Raw genomic sequence first — 13202 nt, forward strand, 5'->3', positions numbered from 1 at the left:
TCCTGGCGCGCCATGGCCGGTCACAACTGCCAGGAGCCGAGATCGGCATTCACCCCGTCGCCGCCAGCTTGGCCGTCGGCGCCCAGGGAGAACACATCGATCTCACCGTTGGCGCCCGGGTTCAGGTACTGGTACGGGCGCCCCCAGGGGTCGTTGGGCAGGCGGTCGAGGTAGGCGCGCCATTGGCCGTCCTTGGCCTGGGCCGGTTTTTCAACCAGCACTTTCAGGCCCTGGTTCTGGTTGGGGTAGGCGCCGTTGTCCAGCCGGTAGAGCTTGAGTGCCTGCATCAGCCCGCCGATGTCCTGGCGCGCCGCGGTGGCGCGGGCCTGGTCGGGGCGATCGAGCACCTTGGGCACCACCATCGCCGCGAGAATCCCGAGGATCACCACCACCACCATGATCTCGATCAGGGTGAAACCCTGCTGGCGGAGTCGATGGGCGGGCATGTTGCGGCGGACGATCTGCATCTCGGCATTCCTTGCGTGAGTTCGAATCGGGGGCCGATTGTGGCAAGCCGGTATGTCACGGATATTGAAAAAGCTCGGGAGTCGGCGTCGTCAAACCGTCATCGCGCCGCTCTACAGTACCGCTTTGGCCTGCGCGAGAATGGAGCCCCTGTGCGCACCACCGAGGACGGTTTCACCCTGATCGAAGTGTTGGTGGCATTGACCATCGTCGCCGTGGCCATGGCCGCCGCCGTGCGCGCCACCGGCTTGATGACCCAGGGCAACGGGCTGTTGCGCGACAAGGGGCTGGCCCTGCTGGCGGCCCAGGGGCGCCTGGCCGAACTGCGCCTGGAGGGTGGCGCGAAGCCCGGCGTCAGGCAGTTCGAATGCGACCAGGGGCGTTTGCGCCTGCGCTGCGAACAACGAATCGCACAGGCGCGGGCCGGATTGCTGGAGGTGTCGCTGCAGGTGTTCGAGCGCCAACGCGAAGGGCCTGCGCTGGCGCGATTGCAAACATTGGTGGGTCAGTGAACGCAGCGCATCATTTCACCGTGACGCCCGCCTCAGGATGCCCCGCCTCCACCCGCGCCGCATACCGCTGCGCCAGCACCGCGCAGACCATCAGCTGGATCTGATGAAACAGCATCAACGGCAGGATCATCGCCCCGATGCCGCCACCGACGAACAACACCTGCGCCATGGGCACGCCCGTCGCCAGGCTCTTCTTGGAACCGGCGAACAGGATAGTGATGCGGTCCTCGACATTGAACCCCAGCACTCGCCCGAGCAGTCGTGTGCCCAGCAGCACCACCGCCAGCAGGATGCCGCACACGGCGAACAGCCCGGCCAGGTGCGGCGGCGAGACCGTATGCCACAGGCCCGTGACCACCGCTTCGCTAAAGGCGGTGTACACCACCAGCAGGATCGAGCCCTGGTCCACCACCTTCAGCCAGCGTGCATTGCGCTTGACCCAGGCGCCGATCCAGCGGCGGGCGACCTGCCCGGCGACGAAGGGCACCAGCAACTGCAAGGTAATCTTCAGTACCGCGTCCAGCCCGGAGCCGGTGTCGCCCGAAGCGCCCAGCAGCAGCATCACCAGCAGCGGCGTCAAGAAGATCCCCAACAGGCTCGAGGCCGCCGCGCTGCAGATCGCCGCCGGCACATTGCCCCGGGCCAGCGAGGTGAAGGCGATCGCCGACTGCACCGTGGCCGGCAAGGCGCACAGGTACAGCACGCCCAGGTAAAGTTCATTGCCCACCAGCGGCACGAACAGCGGCTTGAACGCCAGCCCCAGCAGCGGGAACAGCACGAAAGTGCAGGTGAACACCAGCAGGTGCAGGCGCCAGTGGCCGGCACCGGCGATGATCGCCTCACGCGACAGCTTGGCGCCGTGCAGGAAGAACAGCAGGCCGATGGCCAGGTTGGTCAACCAGCCGAACAGCAGCGCGCCCTCGCCGGAGCACGGCAGTACGGTGGCGATGAACACCACCCCGAGCAGTGCCAGGGTGAAGTTGTCGAACAGCATCCGTAGATATCTCATCACAGTTTCCGTCTTGTCTTTGTGCAAGCCCGGACGATAAGGTCTTGGCCTTTGTGCCGCTAACGCTGGAACCCCTGTCGGTGTCGCCCAACGGACACCTCGCTTCGCCACGCCCCTGATCCACGACAAGGAACGCCCCACCATGAAACGCCCCCCTCGCCTGCTGCTGGCCACCGCCCTGACGCTGGCCGCGCCCCCCCTGCTGGCCAACAACTTGCAAACCACCGTCGATGACGTCATCCCGGCGCTGATGCGCGAGCAAGGCATTGCCGGCATGGCCGTGGCGGTGTATGCCAACGGCCAGTCGCATTACTTCAACTACGGCCTGGCCGACAAGGCCAGCCGCCAGCCGGTTAGCCGCGACACGCTGTTCGAGGTCGGCTCGGTGAGCAAGACCTACACCGCGACCCTCGCCGCCTTGGCCAGCGCCGAAGGCAAGCTCGACTTGCAGGCCCCCGCCAGCCGCTACCAGCCGGCCCTGGCCAAGGCCTCGATCGGCAAGGCCAGCGTCCTGGAACTGGGAGCCTACAGCGGTGACTGCCTGCCCTTGCAGTTCCCCGATGAAGTACAGACGCCGTCCCAGACCCTGGCCTGGTTCCAGCACTGGCAGCCCCGCTTCGCACCCGGCACTCACCGCTGCTACTCCAACCCCAGCCTGGGCCTGTTCGGTGACCTGGCGGCCCGTGCGCAGCAACAACCGTTCGCCAAACTGATGACCCAGCAGGTGCTGCTCCGCCTGGGGCTCAAGCACACTTACCTGGAGGTTCCGGCCAGCGCCCGCGGGCTCTACGCGCAAGGCTACGACGCCAAGGACCAGCCGGTGCGGGTCAACCCGGGCCCCTACGCCGAGCAGGCCTACGGCATCAAGACCAGCGCCAGCGACCTGCTGCGCTATGTGCAACTGCAACTGCAGCCGGACACGCTTGACCCCGCCATGCGCAAGGCCATCGCCATCACCCAGTCCGGTTACTTCCAGGTCGGCGCGATGATCCAGGGCCTGGGCTGGGAGCGCTACCCCTACCCGGTCAGCATCGACACCTTGTTGGAATACAACGGCGCCAAAATCATCCGCGGAGAAAACCCGATCCAGGCGCTGAACCCGGCGCTGCCCGCCGATCCAGCCGCCTGGTACAACAAGACCGGCGCCACCGGCGGCTTCGGTGCCTACGTGGCGTTCGTGCCGTCCAGGCAGATGGGCATCGTCCTGCTGGCCAACCGCAACTACCCCAACGAAGAACGCGTGCGCGCCGCGCAACGCATCCTTTCCAGCCTGGAGCCGTGACATGCTGAAGATCCTGGGCAAGGCCTCGTCGATCAACGTGCGCAAGGTACTGTGGACCTGCGCCGAACTGAACCTGCCGTTCCAGCGCGAAGACTGGGGCAGTGGCTTTCGTGCCACCGACACGCCCGAGTTCCTGGCGCTGAACCCCAACGCCACGGTGCCGGTGATCGTCGATGGCGACTTCGTGCTGTGGGAGTCCAATACCATCCTGCGTTACCTGGTCAACCAGTACGGCGGCGAGGCGCTCTACCCCGGCGCCCCGCGCGCCCGCGCCGCGGTCGACCAGTGGCTCGACTGGCAGGCCACCGACCTCAACGACGCCTGGCGCTACCCGTTCATGTCGCTGGTGCGTCAATCGCCGGCGCATCAGGACCCTGCACTGCTGGCCGCCAGCAGCGCCCAGTGGACGGCCAGGATGCGCCTGCTCGAAGCGCGCCTGCAGGCCACCGGCGCCTATGTCGCTGGCGACGCCTTCAGCCTCGCCGACGTGGCCATCGGCCTGTCCCTCAACCGCTGGCGGCGCACGCCGCTGGAGCACCCGCAACTGCCGGCGCTGGAGGCCTATCATGAGCGCCTGCGGCAACGCCCCGGCTACCTCGAGCACGGCGACAACGGACTGGCGTGACAGAACCGGGAAGATTGTCCGACAAGATGTAGTGACTAAAAATAATCACTACAAACCTGTTGACGCCCTTCCCGCGCCTTGTGCATGATGAGGCCGTCTCCCCGATCGGGAGCGGTGGCAAGGGTGTTCCAGACGGCCTGCGCGGTAACGCAGGCCGTCCGTGGAGAGGGAAACTGCCCAGAAGGCAGCGTGAGAAAGCCCCTGTTGCGAAGCTGCTGTAGCAGCCTTGGTTAGCGCGCTACATCGTGTGGCGCCGAATGTGAACTTCAGCCGAACTTCACCAACGAATGAGAGTAATGGGGGCTTTATGATGAACTTGAACAACAATCCAACCATCGACCAATTGGCCCGTCTGTTCGCTGCGCGCAAGGACAGCCTCGACGACCACCTGCTGTGGGTCAGCCAGTCCGGTGAGGTCCGCCTGGACCGCCTGCCGCCGAACACGGTCGAAGCCGAATTCGAATCGCACATGCCCAGCATGCGCGCCCGCTTCAAGGTCTACCGGCGTGGCCAGGGCTACGTCGGCAAGAAGGCCGCCGCCGACACCACCTTCGTCGGTCGCGTACTGCAGACCCTGCAACAAGAATGGCCCGCCGCCCGCGAGCGGCAGGCAATCAAGGTGATCGACGCGCTGAACTGAAGCGGCGCAGCACACCGTTTCTTGAGCCCGGCCTGAAAAGGCCGGGCTTTTTCATTGCTGCTAGGCGAGGCGCCGACGTGGCACCTGTTCCGGCAATGGCAAAGCGCCGGTTGCCAGGGCGCGGGCGCGATCCACGCCCCAGACCAGCGCACGGGTCATGGTTTCGCCCGGCCGCGAGGGGTAGTACTCCTCGAGCAAGGCCTCGCCGCTGCGCGCATACAGTCCGAGAAACAACTGTGTGGCACCGACCCTGGATAGGCGCACCTGCACATCGAAGCTGGTGCCGTCGCTCAGTTCCTCGTCGTGACAGCGACTGTGCAGCTGCGCATCGGCCCACTGCCAGTAGGTCTCTTCCCTGATTCGCATTGAAGTCGATACTCCGTGTCTGAAATCCCGCGCAAGAAAAGCACAGCCTAGGGCCTTCGGCGAGGGGGACGCACCGATACCATGAGCGGGGTCAAGAAATGGCGGGAAAGGCGTGCCGTCGGGCGGTTTCGTGTTGATTGATCAAACGTGATGCGGGGCAAGCCCGCTCCTGCTTGTGAGAGCGGGCTTATGAGGTCAACGCAGGTTCACTTCTTCGACGGGACACGCGGGGTGAAACGCCCCTTCTTGGCCCGTTGCAGGTGCGCCGGTTGCAGTTGCTCCGACTCGTCCAGGGTCATGTTGGCAAAGCCCAGGCGAACAGCCGCCTGGCCGCAGCGTACCTGGCTGTTGATCGGAAACGCATCGTTCAAGTCTTCGAAATAGGATTCGCTCATGCCCTGTCTCCCTCCAATGGCAACCGTGCCGGCAGGCAATACACCTGCCTAGTGAAGCGACGGTCCGTTGAAGTGAGACTAGCCGGTCATTTGCAGACCAGCCGGGCAAAATCTCCTGGCCCGACCAATGGCAACTGGCCTTACTTCAGACGTACCGCCGTGCCGGTGGCGAACACCACGACCATGCCACCCTGTACCGACGGCATGCTGATCTCGAAGTCCACGCCCACCAACGCATCGGCTTGCAACTGCCGTGCCCGCGCCATGAGTTCCTCGGTGGCCTGCTCACGGGCCAGCTTCAGCGCGCCCTCCAGGGTCTGCGAGCGGCCGCCGAAGACGTCGCGAAAGCGCGCGAAGAAATCGCGCACGAAGTTGATCCCCTGCACCGATTCGGCGCTGACCACGCCGAGGTACTCGGCAATCGGGCGACCGTCGAGCTGGCTGGTGGTGCTGATGATCATGGATGTCGCTCCTGAAACAAGACAAAAGAGCACGATCCTAACAAATCCACCGCAAGCAAATTACACAAGCAATATATTGAATAATTATTTGCCGACTCCTAGAATTCCAGCGCAGGACCACGCAAGGAGCGTACATGACCGCCATCCCCGAACTGCCGCCGGCCCGTTGGAGCGAACTGCTCAGCGGCGGCAACGCGCTGCGCTCGATCGCCCTGGCTGGCGGTGTCGCCCTGCACGCCATCAATGTCTACATCGTCACTACCCTGCTACCGACGGTGATCGAAGAGATCGGCGGGCTGGCCTTCTATGCCTGGAACACCACCCTGTTCGTGGTCGCCTCGATCATCGGCTCCACCCTCTCCACCCGCCTGCTGGCCCGTGGCGGACCGCGGGTCGCCTACCTGCTGGCACTGCTGGTGTTCACCCTTGGCTCAATGCTCTGCGCCCAGGCCGGGAGCATGCCGGTGCTGCTGCTCGGGCGTAGCGTGCAGGGCCTGGGAGGCGGCATCCTGTTCGCCTTGAGCTATGCGCTGATCCACCTGGTGTTCGACAGCCGCCTGTGGCCTCGCGCCATGGCCCTGGTCTCGGCGATGTGGGGCGTGGCCACGCTGTGCGGCCCGGCCGTGGGCGGAGTGTTCGCCGAGGGCGGGCACTGGCGCTGGGCATTCTGGTCGCTGTTGCCGGTGGCTGGCGCCCTGGCGCTGATCGTCTGCCTGCGCCTGCCGGCGCGCCAGGCGCTGGACGACAATGGCGCGCGCCCGGCCTACGGGCTGATCGCCTGCCTGGTGGCCTCGGTGCTGGCGATCTGTGCGGCCAGCCTGGCCGACAGCCTGTGGATCAACCTGGCCGGCATCGTCGCCGGCCTGGCCATCGCCGCGCTGATCGCCCGCCTCGATCCCAGGGCGCGCCACCACCTGCTGCCCACGGGCGCCTACAGCCTCAGGCAACCGATGGGCGCACTGTTCGCCATGATGTGCCTGCTGGTAGCAGCCATCACCACTGAAATCTATGTGCCCTACTTCCTCCAGCGCATCCATGGTTTCGGTCCACTCGCCGCCGGCTACCTGACCGCCGTGATGGCCGCAGGCTGGACGGTCGGCGCCCTGGCCAGCGCCGGCCGTGACCGTGAAGGCGGCGCCTGGCAGATCCGCAGTGGGCCGCTGGTGGTCGCGGTGGCGCTGCTGGCCCTGGCCCTGCTGACCCCCGCCCCGGCCTGGATCGCCAGCGCGCCGGGCCTGGCCTTGTTCGCCCTGGCCCTGGCCGGCGTGGGCCTGGGGATCGGCCTGGGCTGGCCGCACCTGCTCACCCGGGTGCTGCAGGCAGCGCGCCCCGGCGAGGAAAACCTCGCCTCGGCCTCGATCACCACCGTGCAACTTTACGCCACCGCCCTGGCTGCGGCCCTGGCCGGGCTGGTCGCCAATGGTGCCGGGCTGGTCGAGCCCGGCGGCGAGCAAGGCGCGCGCCAGGCGGCGCTGTGGCTGTTCGCCGTGTTCGCCTGCGCACCGCTGCTGGCCCTGCCGTTGGCGCTGCGCCTCACCTCTGAAAGGAAGAAGTGCCCATGAAGGAATCCAAGGAAGTCTACGAGCGGATCAGCGAGCAGTTCGAAGACTTCACCAGCCACGCCAGCCAGCGCGGGGTCGAGGTCGACACGTTTCGCTACATGGCCGGCGACGTAACCGGCGATGAGATTCTCGACCTGGCCTGCGGGCATGGCTTCTTCAGCCGCCGCATGAAGGACTGGGGCGCGGCTCGGGTGCACGGCGTGGACATCTCGCCGAGCATGATCTACCAGGCGCGCCAGGCCAACGACGGCATCGCCTACGAAGTGCGCGACGTGGCGCAGATGGGCCGCATCGGCCAGTTCGACAAGGTTACCGCCGCCTGGCTGTTCAACTACGCCGGCAGCGTCGAGGAGCTGCGGCGCATGTTCGAGAGCGTCGCGCTCAACCTCAAACCGAACGGACAGCTGATCGCCTACACGGCGAATCCCGCCTTCGACCTGGCCTTGGGCAATTTCACCGAATACGGCATCCGTGTGCTGGACGAGCAGCCGGTGGAAGGCGGCCTGCGCTGCCAGGGGCAATTCATGAGCTCACCGCCTGCGGACTTCACCTATTACCGCTGGGACAAGGCAGTCTACGAGCAGGCCGCCCACGATGTCGGCCTGCGCAATGTGCGCTGGATTGCCCCGCTGATCAGCGGGATCCGCAAGAAGGCGCATCCGCCGGGATATTGGGACCTGTTCGAACAGAACAGCCTGCAGGTCGGGTTGATCTGCAGTCGCTGAAATGATCGGGGCTTACGCATATCCCTGTGGGAGCGGCCTTGTGTCGCGAAAGGGCCGCGAAGCGGCCCCGGTAATTTCAGCGTTTCACCGCAATAGGGGCTGCTGCGCAGCCCTTTCGCGACACAAGGCCGCTCCCACAGAGATCGCGCCAGATTGAGGGGCCTGAGCAAGACGGTTGCTCCCACAGGGATAGTACAGCGCTCAGGAAGGCCTCAAACCTGCACCAACCACTCATCCACCAACCCCTGGCGCGCCAAGGCCTCGCACCAGGCCGGCTCGGCCTCGACCTGGACTTCGTTGCAGTCGAGCTCATGCAACGTCTGTAGTATCCGCAAGGCCCCCAGATCCTCCAGCACCTGGCAACGGGCCCGTGCATACCGACCGTCCCGCCTCGCCTGCGCCCCATGCAAAACCAGCGTCGGCGCACGCCCGTCGAGCATCTTGGCCGAAGCCGGGCAGTCCAGCCCCTGGTCGATCAATACCCGCAAGGGCACCACTGGTTCGGCGCGTTGCCCGGCAACCTGCGCCACCAGCGAGGTGTCGCAGGCCTTCACCCAGTCACAAGTGCTCAGCAGCGCCGAGGCCCTGCCCCGCCAGTGCGCCAGGGGCGCCTGCTCGTCGCAATGGCTGAGCATCGCGCCCTCGCCAATCGCGCCGATCTCCAGCGCCGCCGGACGCAATACCCGCACCCACGGGCGCTGGCGTTCGATGCGCGAGAAGAACCCGCGATTGAGCGCCCGCGCACGTGGGCAGGGCAATGCCTCGACCACGATGCCCGCCTCGCGCAGGCGATCCGCGCCGATGCTCTGCGAGACGTCGCCGCTGGCCGTGACCACCCGGCTTACCCCCGCCGCCACCAGGGCATCGGCGCACGGCGGCGTGCGACCCTGGTGGCCGCAAGGTTCCAGGGTCACATAGGCGGTCGCCCCGCGCGCCGCCGGGCCTGCCTCGCGCAGGGCGTGCACTTCGGCGTGGGGCTGGCCGGCGCGCTGATGCCAGCCGCGCCCTACCACCTGCCCGGCGTTGACGATCACGCAACCGACCCGCGGGTTGGGCATGGTGCTGTACAGGCCCTGGCTGGCGAGCGCCAGGGCCATGTCCAGGTAATGGCGGTCGATCGCACTCACGTGCGCACCAGCGCCAACAGGTAGCGGGCTTCGCCGTGCTGGCGCTCGATCACCTCCAGCCCCTCCCAGGTGAAGCCATGGGCCTCAAGGGTCTGACGGATACCATCGTCGGTGAAGAAGTAGCCTTGGCGCTGGTTGTCCATCTCGCGCCAGCCCGGCTGCGGATGGGCCGCGTCGACCCCGAACACGTTCAGCCCCACCAGCGCGCCGGGGCGCAGCAGGCGGCGCACATGGGCCAGGTACGCGCCCCACTCGTCCGGATGCTGGTGGTGGAAGCAGCCATTGTCCAGGGCCGCATCGAACACCGTGCCCGGCGCCGGCTGCCAGTCCTGCATGGCCTTGTTCACCAGGTCCAGGCGATCGCCCCAGCGTTTGCGCAGCAACGGCCAGCTGGAGTTCTCGACGATATCCAGGCCGGTGACCCGATGCCCGGCGAGGATGAAGGTGGAGGCGTCACGGCCACGGCCCACGCCGATGTCCAGTACATGCTGATCAGCACGGGGGTCGAGACGCTCGAGGAAAGCCTGGGCCGCCTGGATCATGCCGATGTCCCACGACCACTCGTCCTCGCCATGGCTGTAGCGGTGCACGAACGAAGTATCGAGGGCCTTGCGGTAGTCGCCCTGGGCCATGAAGTCACTTGCTTGCTTGCTCATGTGCTGCTCCTTCAGGACGCCAGGCGGGCGTCGATGCCGTAGATGCGCCCGTCATAGGAACTGGCCAGGAAGGCGCCGCTGACGGCGTCGTGGGTCAGGCAGGAAATGCCGCTGGCGGTCGGCCGCTGCATGGGCAGCCAGCGCCGCGAGACCAGGTCGAACAGTGCCACGGTACCGTTGTAGGCCGCGGTGGCGATCACCCGGCCATCAGCGGAGGCGGCGATGCACTTGATCGAGTGCTGGTGCGGCGAGTCGAACACCTCGTCGCCGGTCTCCAGCCACAGGCGCAGCTTGAGGTCGCGACCGATGCTGGCGAAACCGCCGGTGATCGGGCAGCAACCATTGGAAATACGCGTATGCGCCCCCTCGATATGCCGCACGCTGCTGAAATCCTCGATGCTGTGCAGCGCGGCATCGGCCGAGGCGCAGACGCTGAACAGGTGGCGCTGGTCGGCGGCCACGCCCTTGATCGCGTTGTCATGCATGGGGATCGACGCCACCAGGCGCAGCCCGCCCTGGCCATCATGGCCGAACACCAGGCCTTCGCCGGTATAGGTGCCGATCAACGCCAGGTCTTCGCCATTCCTGACGAAGGTGGCGCCGCAGTTGAGTGGCGAACGGTGCTGGTACAGCATGCGCCCGGACAGGCCATCGAACACCTGGCCCATCTGGCCGCCGGTCAACAGCAGCGGTCCGAACGGCAGGAGGAAGTTGCACAGGCTGCCGACACTGGTCACCGGCTGGTCGTCACGGTGCAGAATGCCAGCATCGCCAATGCTGTACTGGCGCTCTTCGCTGCGCACCACGGCGTTAATGCTTACCGCCGGCTCGATGCCCGACACCTGCCACTGGTCCTGCTCGTAGTTCCAGGTGGCGTAGCGCGAGCCGAAGGTGGCGAACACCAGTTGTTCGTCGCCGACAAAAGCGCAGCTGCGCGGCCAGACGATGCTCGGCAGCGCGGTACTGCGGCGCTTGACCAGGTTGCGCGCGGCGTCGAAGGTCCAGAGGATCGCCGAACGGTCATAGCTCAGGCTCACCAGCAGGCGCTTGTCGTCGTTCCAGACGATGCGCTTGATCCCGGCGGCGTGGGCCGGCACGGTCTGCACCTGGCCCTGGGCGATGATCGAGATGCGCCCCTCGTCGTCCCCGGCGAACACCACGCCTTCGCGGGTGATGGCGATGGTGTCGGTCTCCACGCCGCCGATGTCCACCTCGTCGCATTGCTGGCCGCTGCGGGTATCCCACTGGCGCACGGTACCGTCGTCACTGCTGGAGATCAGGCGCTGGCCGTCCGGCGACCAGACCACCGAGATAACGTCGGCCTGGTGGCCATGGAACGCCTGCAACTGCACGCCGTCGAGGTCGAAGATGCGCAGCACATGGTCACGCGAACAGGTCGCCACGCGCTGGCTGTCTGGCGAGAACACCGCCATCTCGACATCGTCGTTGTGCCCCTGCAGTACGGCTTTCAGGCGCATGCTCGGCACTTCCCAGATGCGCGCGGTGTAGTCGCTGCTGGCGCTGACCAGGTGCTTGCCGTCACTGCTGAAGGCGCACTGGTTGGCCAGGTGGTCGTGGTGCACACGGTGGATCGGCTCGCCGGTGGCGGCGTTCCACAAGATCACCTGGTTGTCGTAGCCGGCTGTGGCGACGAAGCGCGCGGCATGGGCGGCGATACCGCTGATAGGGCCAATGTGTTTCATCGAAAGATCCTTTTTCGCTGGAGTCAGAGCTTGATCGAATGGCTGGACTTGACGGCCTTCGCCTGCAGGTAGTTGCGGTTGTGATTGGTCAGGAACACCCCGGTGGGCACCTGTTCGATCACATCGATGCCACCGGCGCGCAGCTGGGCGACCTTCTCCGGGTTGTTGGTCAGCAACCGGCACTGGTCCACGCCCAGGGCCCGCAGGATCTGCACGGCCGGGTCGAACGAGCGCGAGTCGGCCAAGTGGTTCAGGCGCAGGTTGGCTTCATAGGTGTCCAGGCCCTTGTCCTGCAGCAGGTAGGCCTCGAACTTGGAGTACAGGCCGATGCCACGCCCTTCCTGGCGCAGGTAGATCAGGTAGCCGCCCACCTCCTTGAGGGTGCGCAACGCCTCTTGCAATTGCGGGCCGCAATCGCAGCGCTGCGAGCCGAACACATCGCCGGTGATGCACTCGGAGTGCACCCGCACCAACGGCACGTCGCACTGCTCGCGGCCGATGCCGACGGCGAAATGCTCCTGGTCACGCTCGAAGCCGTGGAAGCCGAAGAAATGGGCATCGACATCGCCGCCGAGGATGGAAATCGGCACGATGGTGTGAAGCGAAACATCCTTGTTCATGGAATCAGACCTCTTGCACGGAAGACGGAACAGCTCAGTTGTGGTTTTCAACCAGGCGAAAACCCATGACGTAGATCGGTCGCGGGTAACGCCCGTGGCGGCGCGCGGTGCGCGCCAGGTCGCGGAAACGGGTAAAGCTGCCACCGCGGGCCACGCGGTGGGTGCCGACATCGAGCACCAGGTCGTCCTCGATCTGCGGGCCGCCGGGGTATGGCCGGTAGTCCTCGGCCACGTACTCTTCGACGTTGCCGGCCATGTCCAGCACCCCGAAGGGCGATGCGGCGTCGCTGAACACGCCGACCGGCGTGCTGTCCAGATAGCCCAGCTCGGCGGTGTTGGCGTGCTCGACCTGGTAGGCGTCGCCCCAGGGGAACTGACGCCCTTCGGGGCCGGCGGCGGCATACTCCCACTGCGCCTCGCTGGGCAGGGCAAAGCGTCGGCCGGTGCGCTCGCTGAGCCACTGGGCGTAGGCATCGGCGTCACTGGCCGAGACGCTGTACACCGGGTGGTTGGCGTGGTGCCGCGGATACCGGCCGAACGCCCAGCCGTCGGGGATGCCGGCATGCCCGCTGTCGAGCAGGAACTGGCGGTACTCCTGGTGCGTCACCGGGAAGCGGGCGATACGGAACGCCGCCAGTTCCACGGCGTGGCGCGGCGTTTCCTTGTCGATCCAGCTGCGGTCCAGGCCAAGCCCGTCGAACTGGTCCATCACCTGCTCGACCGCGCGCGGGTCGAGGCCGATGTGCACCCGCGCCGCCGGGATATCGATCATCTGCGGGGCGAAGGTGTCGATGCGCGGGTCGCCGCGCAATGCCAGCACCTCGCCGGCGGCGATGCGCCGGGCCAGGGGTTGGCGTGGCTGCTCAAGCAACGTCAGCAAGACGTCCAGCGGCGCCTGGAGCAGATCGTCGAGCGCCGTGGCGACCTGCGCCTGCAACGGATGCTCCTGGTAGTGCTCTGGGTAGCCCATCAACGCCCGGTCGCTGACATCCTTGGGCAATGGGCTGGGCAGCCGTGGCCAATGCCACTGTTTGTAGCTGTTCATGCGAATACC

Annotated in this window: 16 protein-coding genes; 6 read left to right on the forward strand and 10 right to left on the reverse strand. The window is 66.3% G+C overall.

Going from position 1 to position 13202, the window contains the following annotated elements; translation table 11 throughout:
* Positions 1–20: 20 nt before the first annotated feature.
* Positions 21–467, reverse strand: coding sequence for a type II secretion system major pseudopilin GspG (gene gspG / locus AC25M7_RS05085; RefSeq protein ID WP_028691674.1), 447 nt, complete (start codon positions 465–467; stop codon positions 21–23).
* A gap of 150 nt (positions 468–617) precedes the next feature.
* On the opposite strand from gspG, the gene gspI reads away from it, so the two are divergent.
* Positions 618–977, forward strand: a complete 360-nt coding sequence (gene gspI, locus AC25M7_RS05090; protein ID WP_028691675.1) for a type II secretion system minor pseudopilin GspI — start codon at positions 618–620, stop codon at positions 975–977.
* Between the two features lie 10 nt (positions 978–987).
* Here the strand turns inward: gspI and AC25M7_RS05095 are convergent, their stop codons facing one another.
* Positions 988–1986 carry a bile acid:sodium symporter family protein gene (locus AC25M7_RS05095; protein WP_062360791.1) on the reverse strand — a complete coding sequence of 333 codons (999 nt, stop codon included), beginning with the start codon at positions 1984–1986 and terminating at the stop codon, positions 988–990.
* A 142-nt stretch (positions 1987–2128) separates the two neighbouring features.
* Here AC25M7_RS05095 and ampC point away from each other — a divergent pair, with 142 nt between their 5' ends.
* The 3 genes from ampC (at position 2129) to AC25M7_RS05110 (ending at position 4533) form a co-directional block, all read left to right on the forward strand.
* Positions 2129–3268, forward strand: a complete 1140-nt coding sequence (ampC, locus tag AC25M7_RS05100) for a class C beta-lactamase (protein WP_486970804.1) — start codon at positions 2129–2131, stop codon at positions 3266–3268.
* A 1-nt stretch (position 3269) separates the two neighbouring features.
* Positions 3270–3893, forward strand: a complete 624-nt coding sequence (locus tag AC25M7_RS05105; protein WP_062360795.1) for a glutathione S-transferase family protein — start codon at positions 3270–3272, stop codon at positions 3891–3893.
* Between the two features lie 307 nt (positions 3894–4200).
* Positions 4201–4533, forward strand: coding sequence for a hypothetical protein (locus AC25M7_RS05110; protein ID WP_028691679.1), 333 nt, complete (start codon positions 4201–4203; stop codon positions 4531–4533).
* Positions 4534–4593: 60 nt separating this feature from the next.
* On the opposite strand, the gene AC25M7_RS05115 is transcribed toward AC25M7_RS05110, so the two are convergent.
* The 3 genes from AC25M7_RS05115 to AC25M7_RS05125 form a co-directional block, all read right to left on the reverse strand.
* A complete protein-coding gene (locus AC25M7_RS05115) occupies positions 4594–4899 on the reverse strand; it encodes a hypothetical protein (RefSeq protein ID WP_062360800.1) in 306 nt (101 codons plus the stop codon).
* 206 nt (positions 4900–5105) lie between these two features.
* Positions 5106–5294, reverse strand: coding sequence for a hypothetical protein (locus AC25M7_RS05120; protein ID WP_028691681.1), 189 nt, complete (start codon positions 5292–5294; stop codon positions 5106–5108).
* A gap of 140 nt (positions 5295–5434) precedes the next feature.
* A complete protein-coding gene (locus tag AC25M7_RS05125) occupies positions 5435–5755 on the reverse strand; it encodes a YbjQ family protein (protein WP_028691682.1) in 321 nt (106 codons plus the stop codon).
* 134 nt (positions 5756–5889) lie between these two features.
* Between AC25M7_RS05125 and AC25M7_RS05130 the strand changes: the two genes are divergently transcribed.
* Both AC25M7_RS05130 and AC25M7_RS05135 read left to right on the forward strand, forming a co-directional pair.
* Complete coding sequence (locus AC25M7_RS05130) at positions 5890–7317, forward strand: MFS transporter (protein ID WP_486970805.1); 1428 nt, start codon at positions 5890–5892, stop codon at positions 7315–7317.
* Entirely contained in the window at positions 7314–8042 is a 729-nt protein-coding gene (locus AC25M7_RS05135) for a class I SAM-dependent methyltransferase (RefSeq protein WP_486970806.1), read from the forward strand. The genes AC25M7_RS05130 and AC25M7_RS05135 overlap by 4 nt, the downstream gene beginning before the upstream one ends.
* 212 nt (positions 8043–8254) lie before the next feature.
* On the opposite strand, the gene ribD is transcribed toward AC25M7_RS05135, so the two are convergent.
* The 5 genes from ribD to AC25M7_RS05160 are packed head-to-tail and all read right to left on the reverse strand — an operon-like array spanning position 8255 to position 13193.
* On the reverse strand, positions 8255–9169 hold the full coding sequence (gene ribD, locus AC25M7_RS05140; RefSeq protein WP_069017362.1) for a bifunctional diaminohydroxyphosphoribosylaminopyrimidine deaminase/5-amino-6-(5-phosphoribosylamino)uracil reductase RibD: 915 nt from the start codon (positions 9167–9169) through the stop codon (positions 8255–8257).
* Positions 9166–9825 (reverse strand): SAM-dependent methyltransferase, encoded by a 660-nt coding sequence (locus AC25M7_RS05145; protein ID WP_028691685.1) that lies wholly within the window; start codon positions 9823–9825, stop codon positions 9166–9168. The genes ribD and AC25M7_RS05145 overlap by 4 nt, the downstream gene beginning before the upstream one ends.
* A gap of 11 nt (positions 9826–9836) precedes the next feature.
* Positions 9837–11528, reverse strand: a complete 1692-nt coding sequence (locus AC25M7_RS05150) for a WD40 repeat domain-containing protein (RefSeq protein ID WP_028691686.1) — start codon at positions 11526–11528, stop codon at positions 9837–9839.
* Between the two features lie 23 nt (positions 11529–11551).
* Positions 11552–12148: a GTP cyclohydrolase II RibA gene (ribA, locus tag AC25M7_RS05155; protein WP_028691687.1), complete on the reverse strand. Its 597-nt coding sequence runs from the start codon at positions 12146–12148 to the stop codon at positions 11552–11554.
* A 34-nt stretch (positions 12149–12182) separates the two neighbouring features.
* Positions 12183–13193 (reverse strand): formylglycine-generating enzyme family protein, encoded by a 1011-nt coding sequence (locus tag AC25M7_RS05160; RefSeq protein WP_028691688.1) that lies wholly within the window; start codon positions 13191–13193, stop codon positions 12183–12185.
* Between the last annotated feature and the right edge of the window lie 9 nt (positions 13194–13202).

It is taken from the genome of Pseudomonas sp. P106(2024) (assembly GCF_057480815.1).

Bases quoted from the DNA above. Each gene is read 5' to 3' on its own strand.
- gspG (WP_028691674.1), bottom strand. From the start codon at position 467: ATGCAGATCGTCCGCCGCAACATGCCCGCCCATCGACTCCGCCAGCAG.
- AC25M7_RS05095 (WP_062360791.1), bottom strand. From the start codon at position 1,986: ATGAGATATCTACGGATGCTGTTCGACAACTTCACCCTGGCACTGCTC.
- ampC (WP_486970804.1), top strand. From the start codon at position 2,129: ATGAAACGCCCCCCTCGCCTGCTGCTGGCCACCGCCCTGACGCTGGCC.
- AC25M7_RS05105 (WP_062360795.1), top strand. From the start codon at position 3,270: ATGCTGAAGATCCTGGGCAAGGCCTCGTCGATCAACGTGCGCAAGGTA.
- AC25M7_RS05110 (WP_028691679.1), top strand. From the start codon at position 4,201: ATGATGAACTTGAACAACAATCCAACCATCGACCAATTGGCCCGTCTG.
- AC25M7_RS05115 (WP_062360800.1), bottom strand. From the start codon at position 4,899: ATGCGAATCAGGGAAGAGACCTACTGGCAGTGGGCCGATGCGCAGCTG.
- AC25M7_RS05120 (WP_028691681.1), bottom strand. From the start codon at position 5,294: ATGAGCGAATCCTATTTCGAAGACTTGAACGATGCGTTTCCGATCAAC.
- AC25M7_RS05125 (WP_028691682.1), bottom strand. From the start codon at position 5,755: ATGATCATCAGCACCACCAGCCAGCTCGACGGTCGCCCGATTGCCGAG.
- AC25M7_RS05130 (WP_486970805.1), top strand. From the start codon at position 5,890: ATGACCGCCATCCCCGAACTGCCGCCGGCCCGTTGGAGCGAACTGCTC.
- AC25M7_RS05135 (WP_486970806.1), top strand. From the start codon at position 7,314: ATGAAGGAATCCAAGGAAGTCTACGAGCGGATCAGCGAGCAGTTCGAA.
- AC25M7_RS05145 (WP_028691685.1), bottom strand. From the start codon at position 9,825: ATGAGCAAGCAAGCAAGTGACTTCATGGCCCAGGGCGACTACCGCAAG.
- AC25M7_RS05150 (WP_028691686.1), bottom strand. From the start codon at position 11,528: ATGAAACACATTGGCCCTATCAGCGGTATCGCCGCCCATGCCGCGCGC.
- ribA (WP_028691687.1), bottom strand. From the start codon at position 12,148: ATGAACAAGGATGTTTCGCTTCACACCATCGTGCCGATTTCCATCCTC.
- AC25M7_RS05160 (WP_028691688.1), bottom strand. From the start codon at position 13,193: ATGAACAGCTACAAACAGTGGCATTGGCCACGGCTGCCCAGCCCATTG.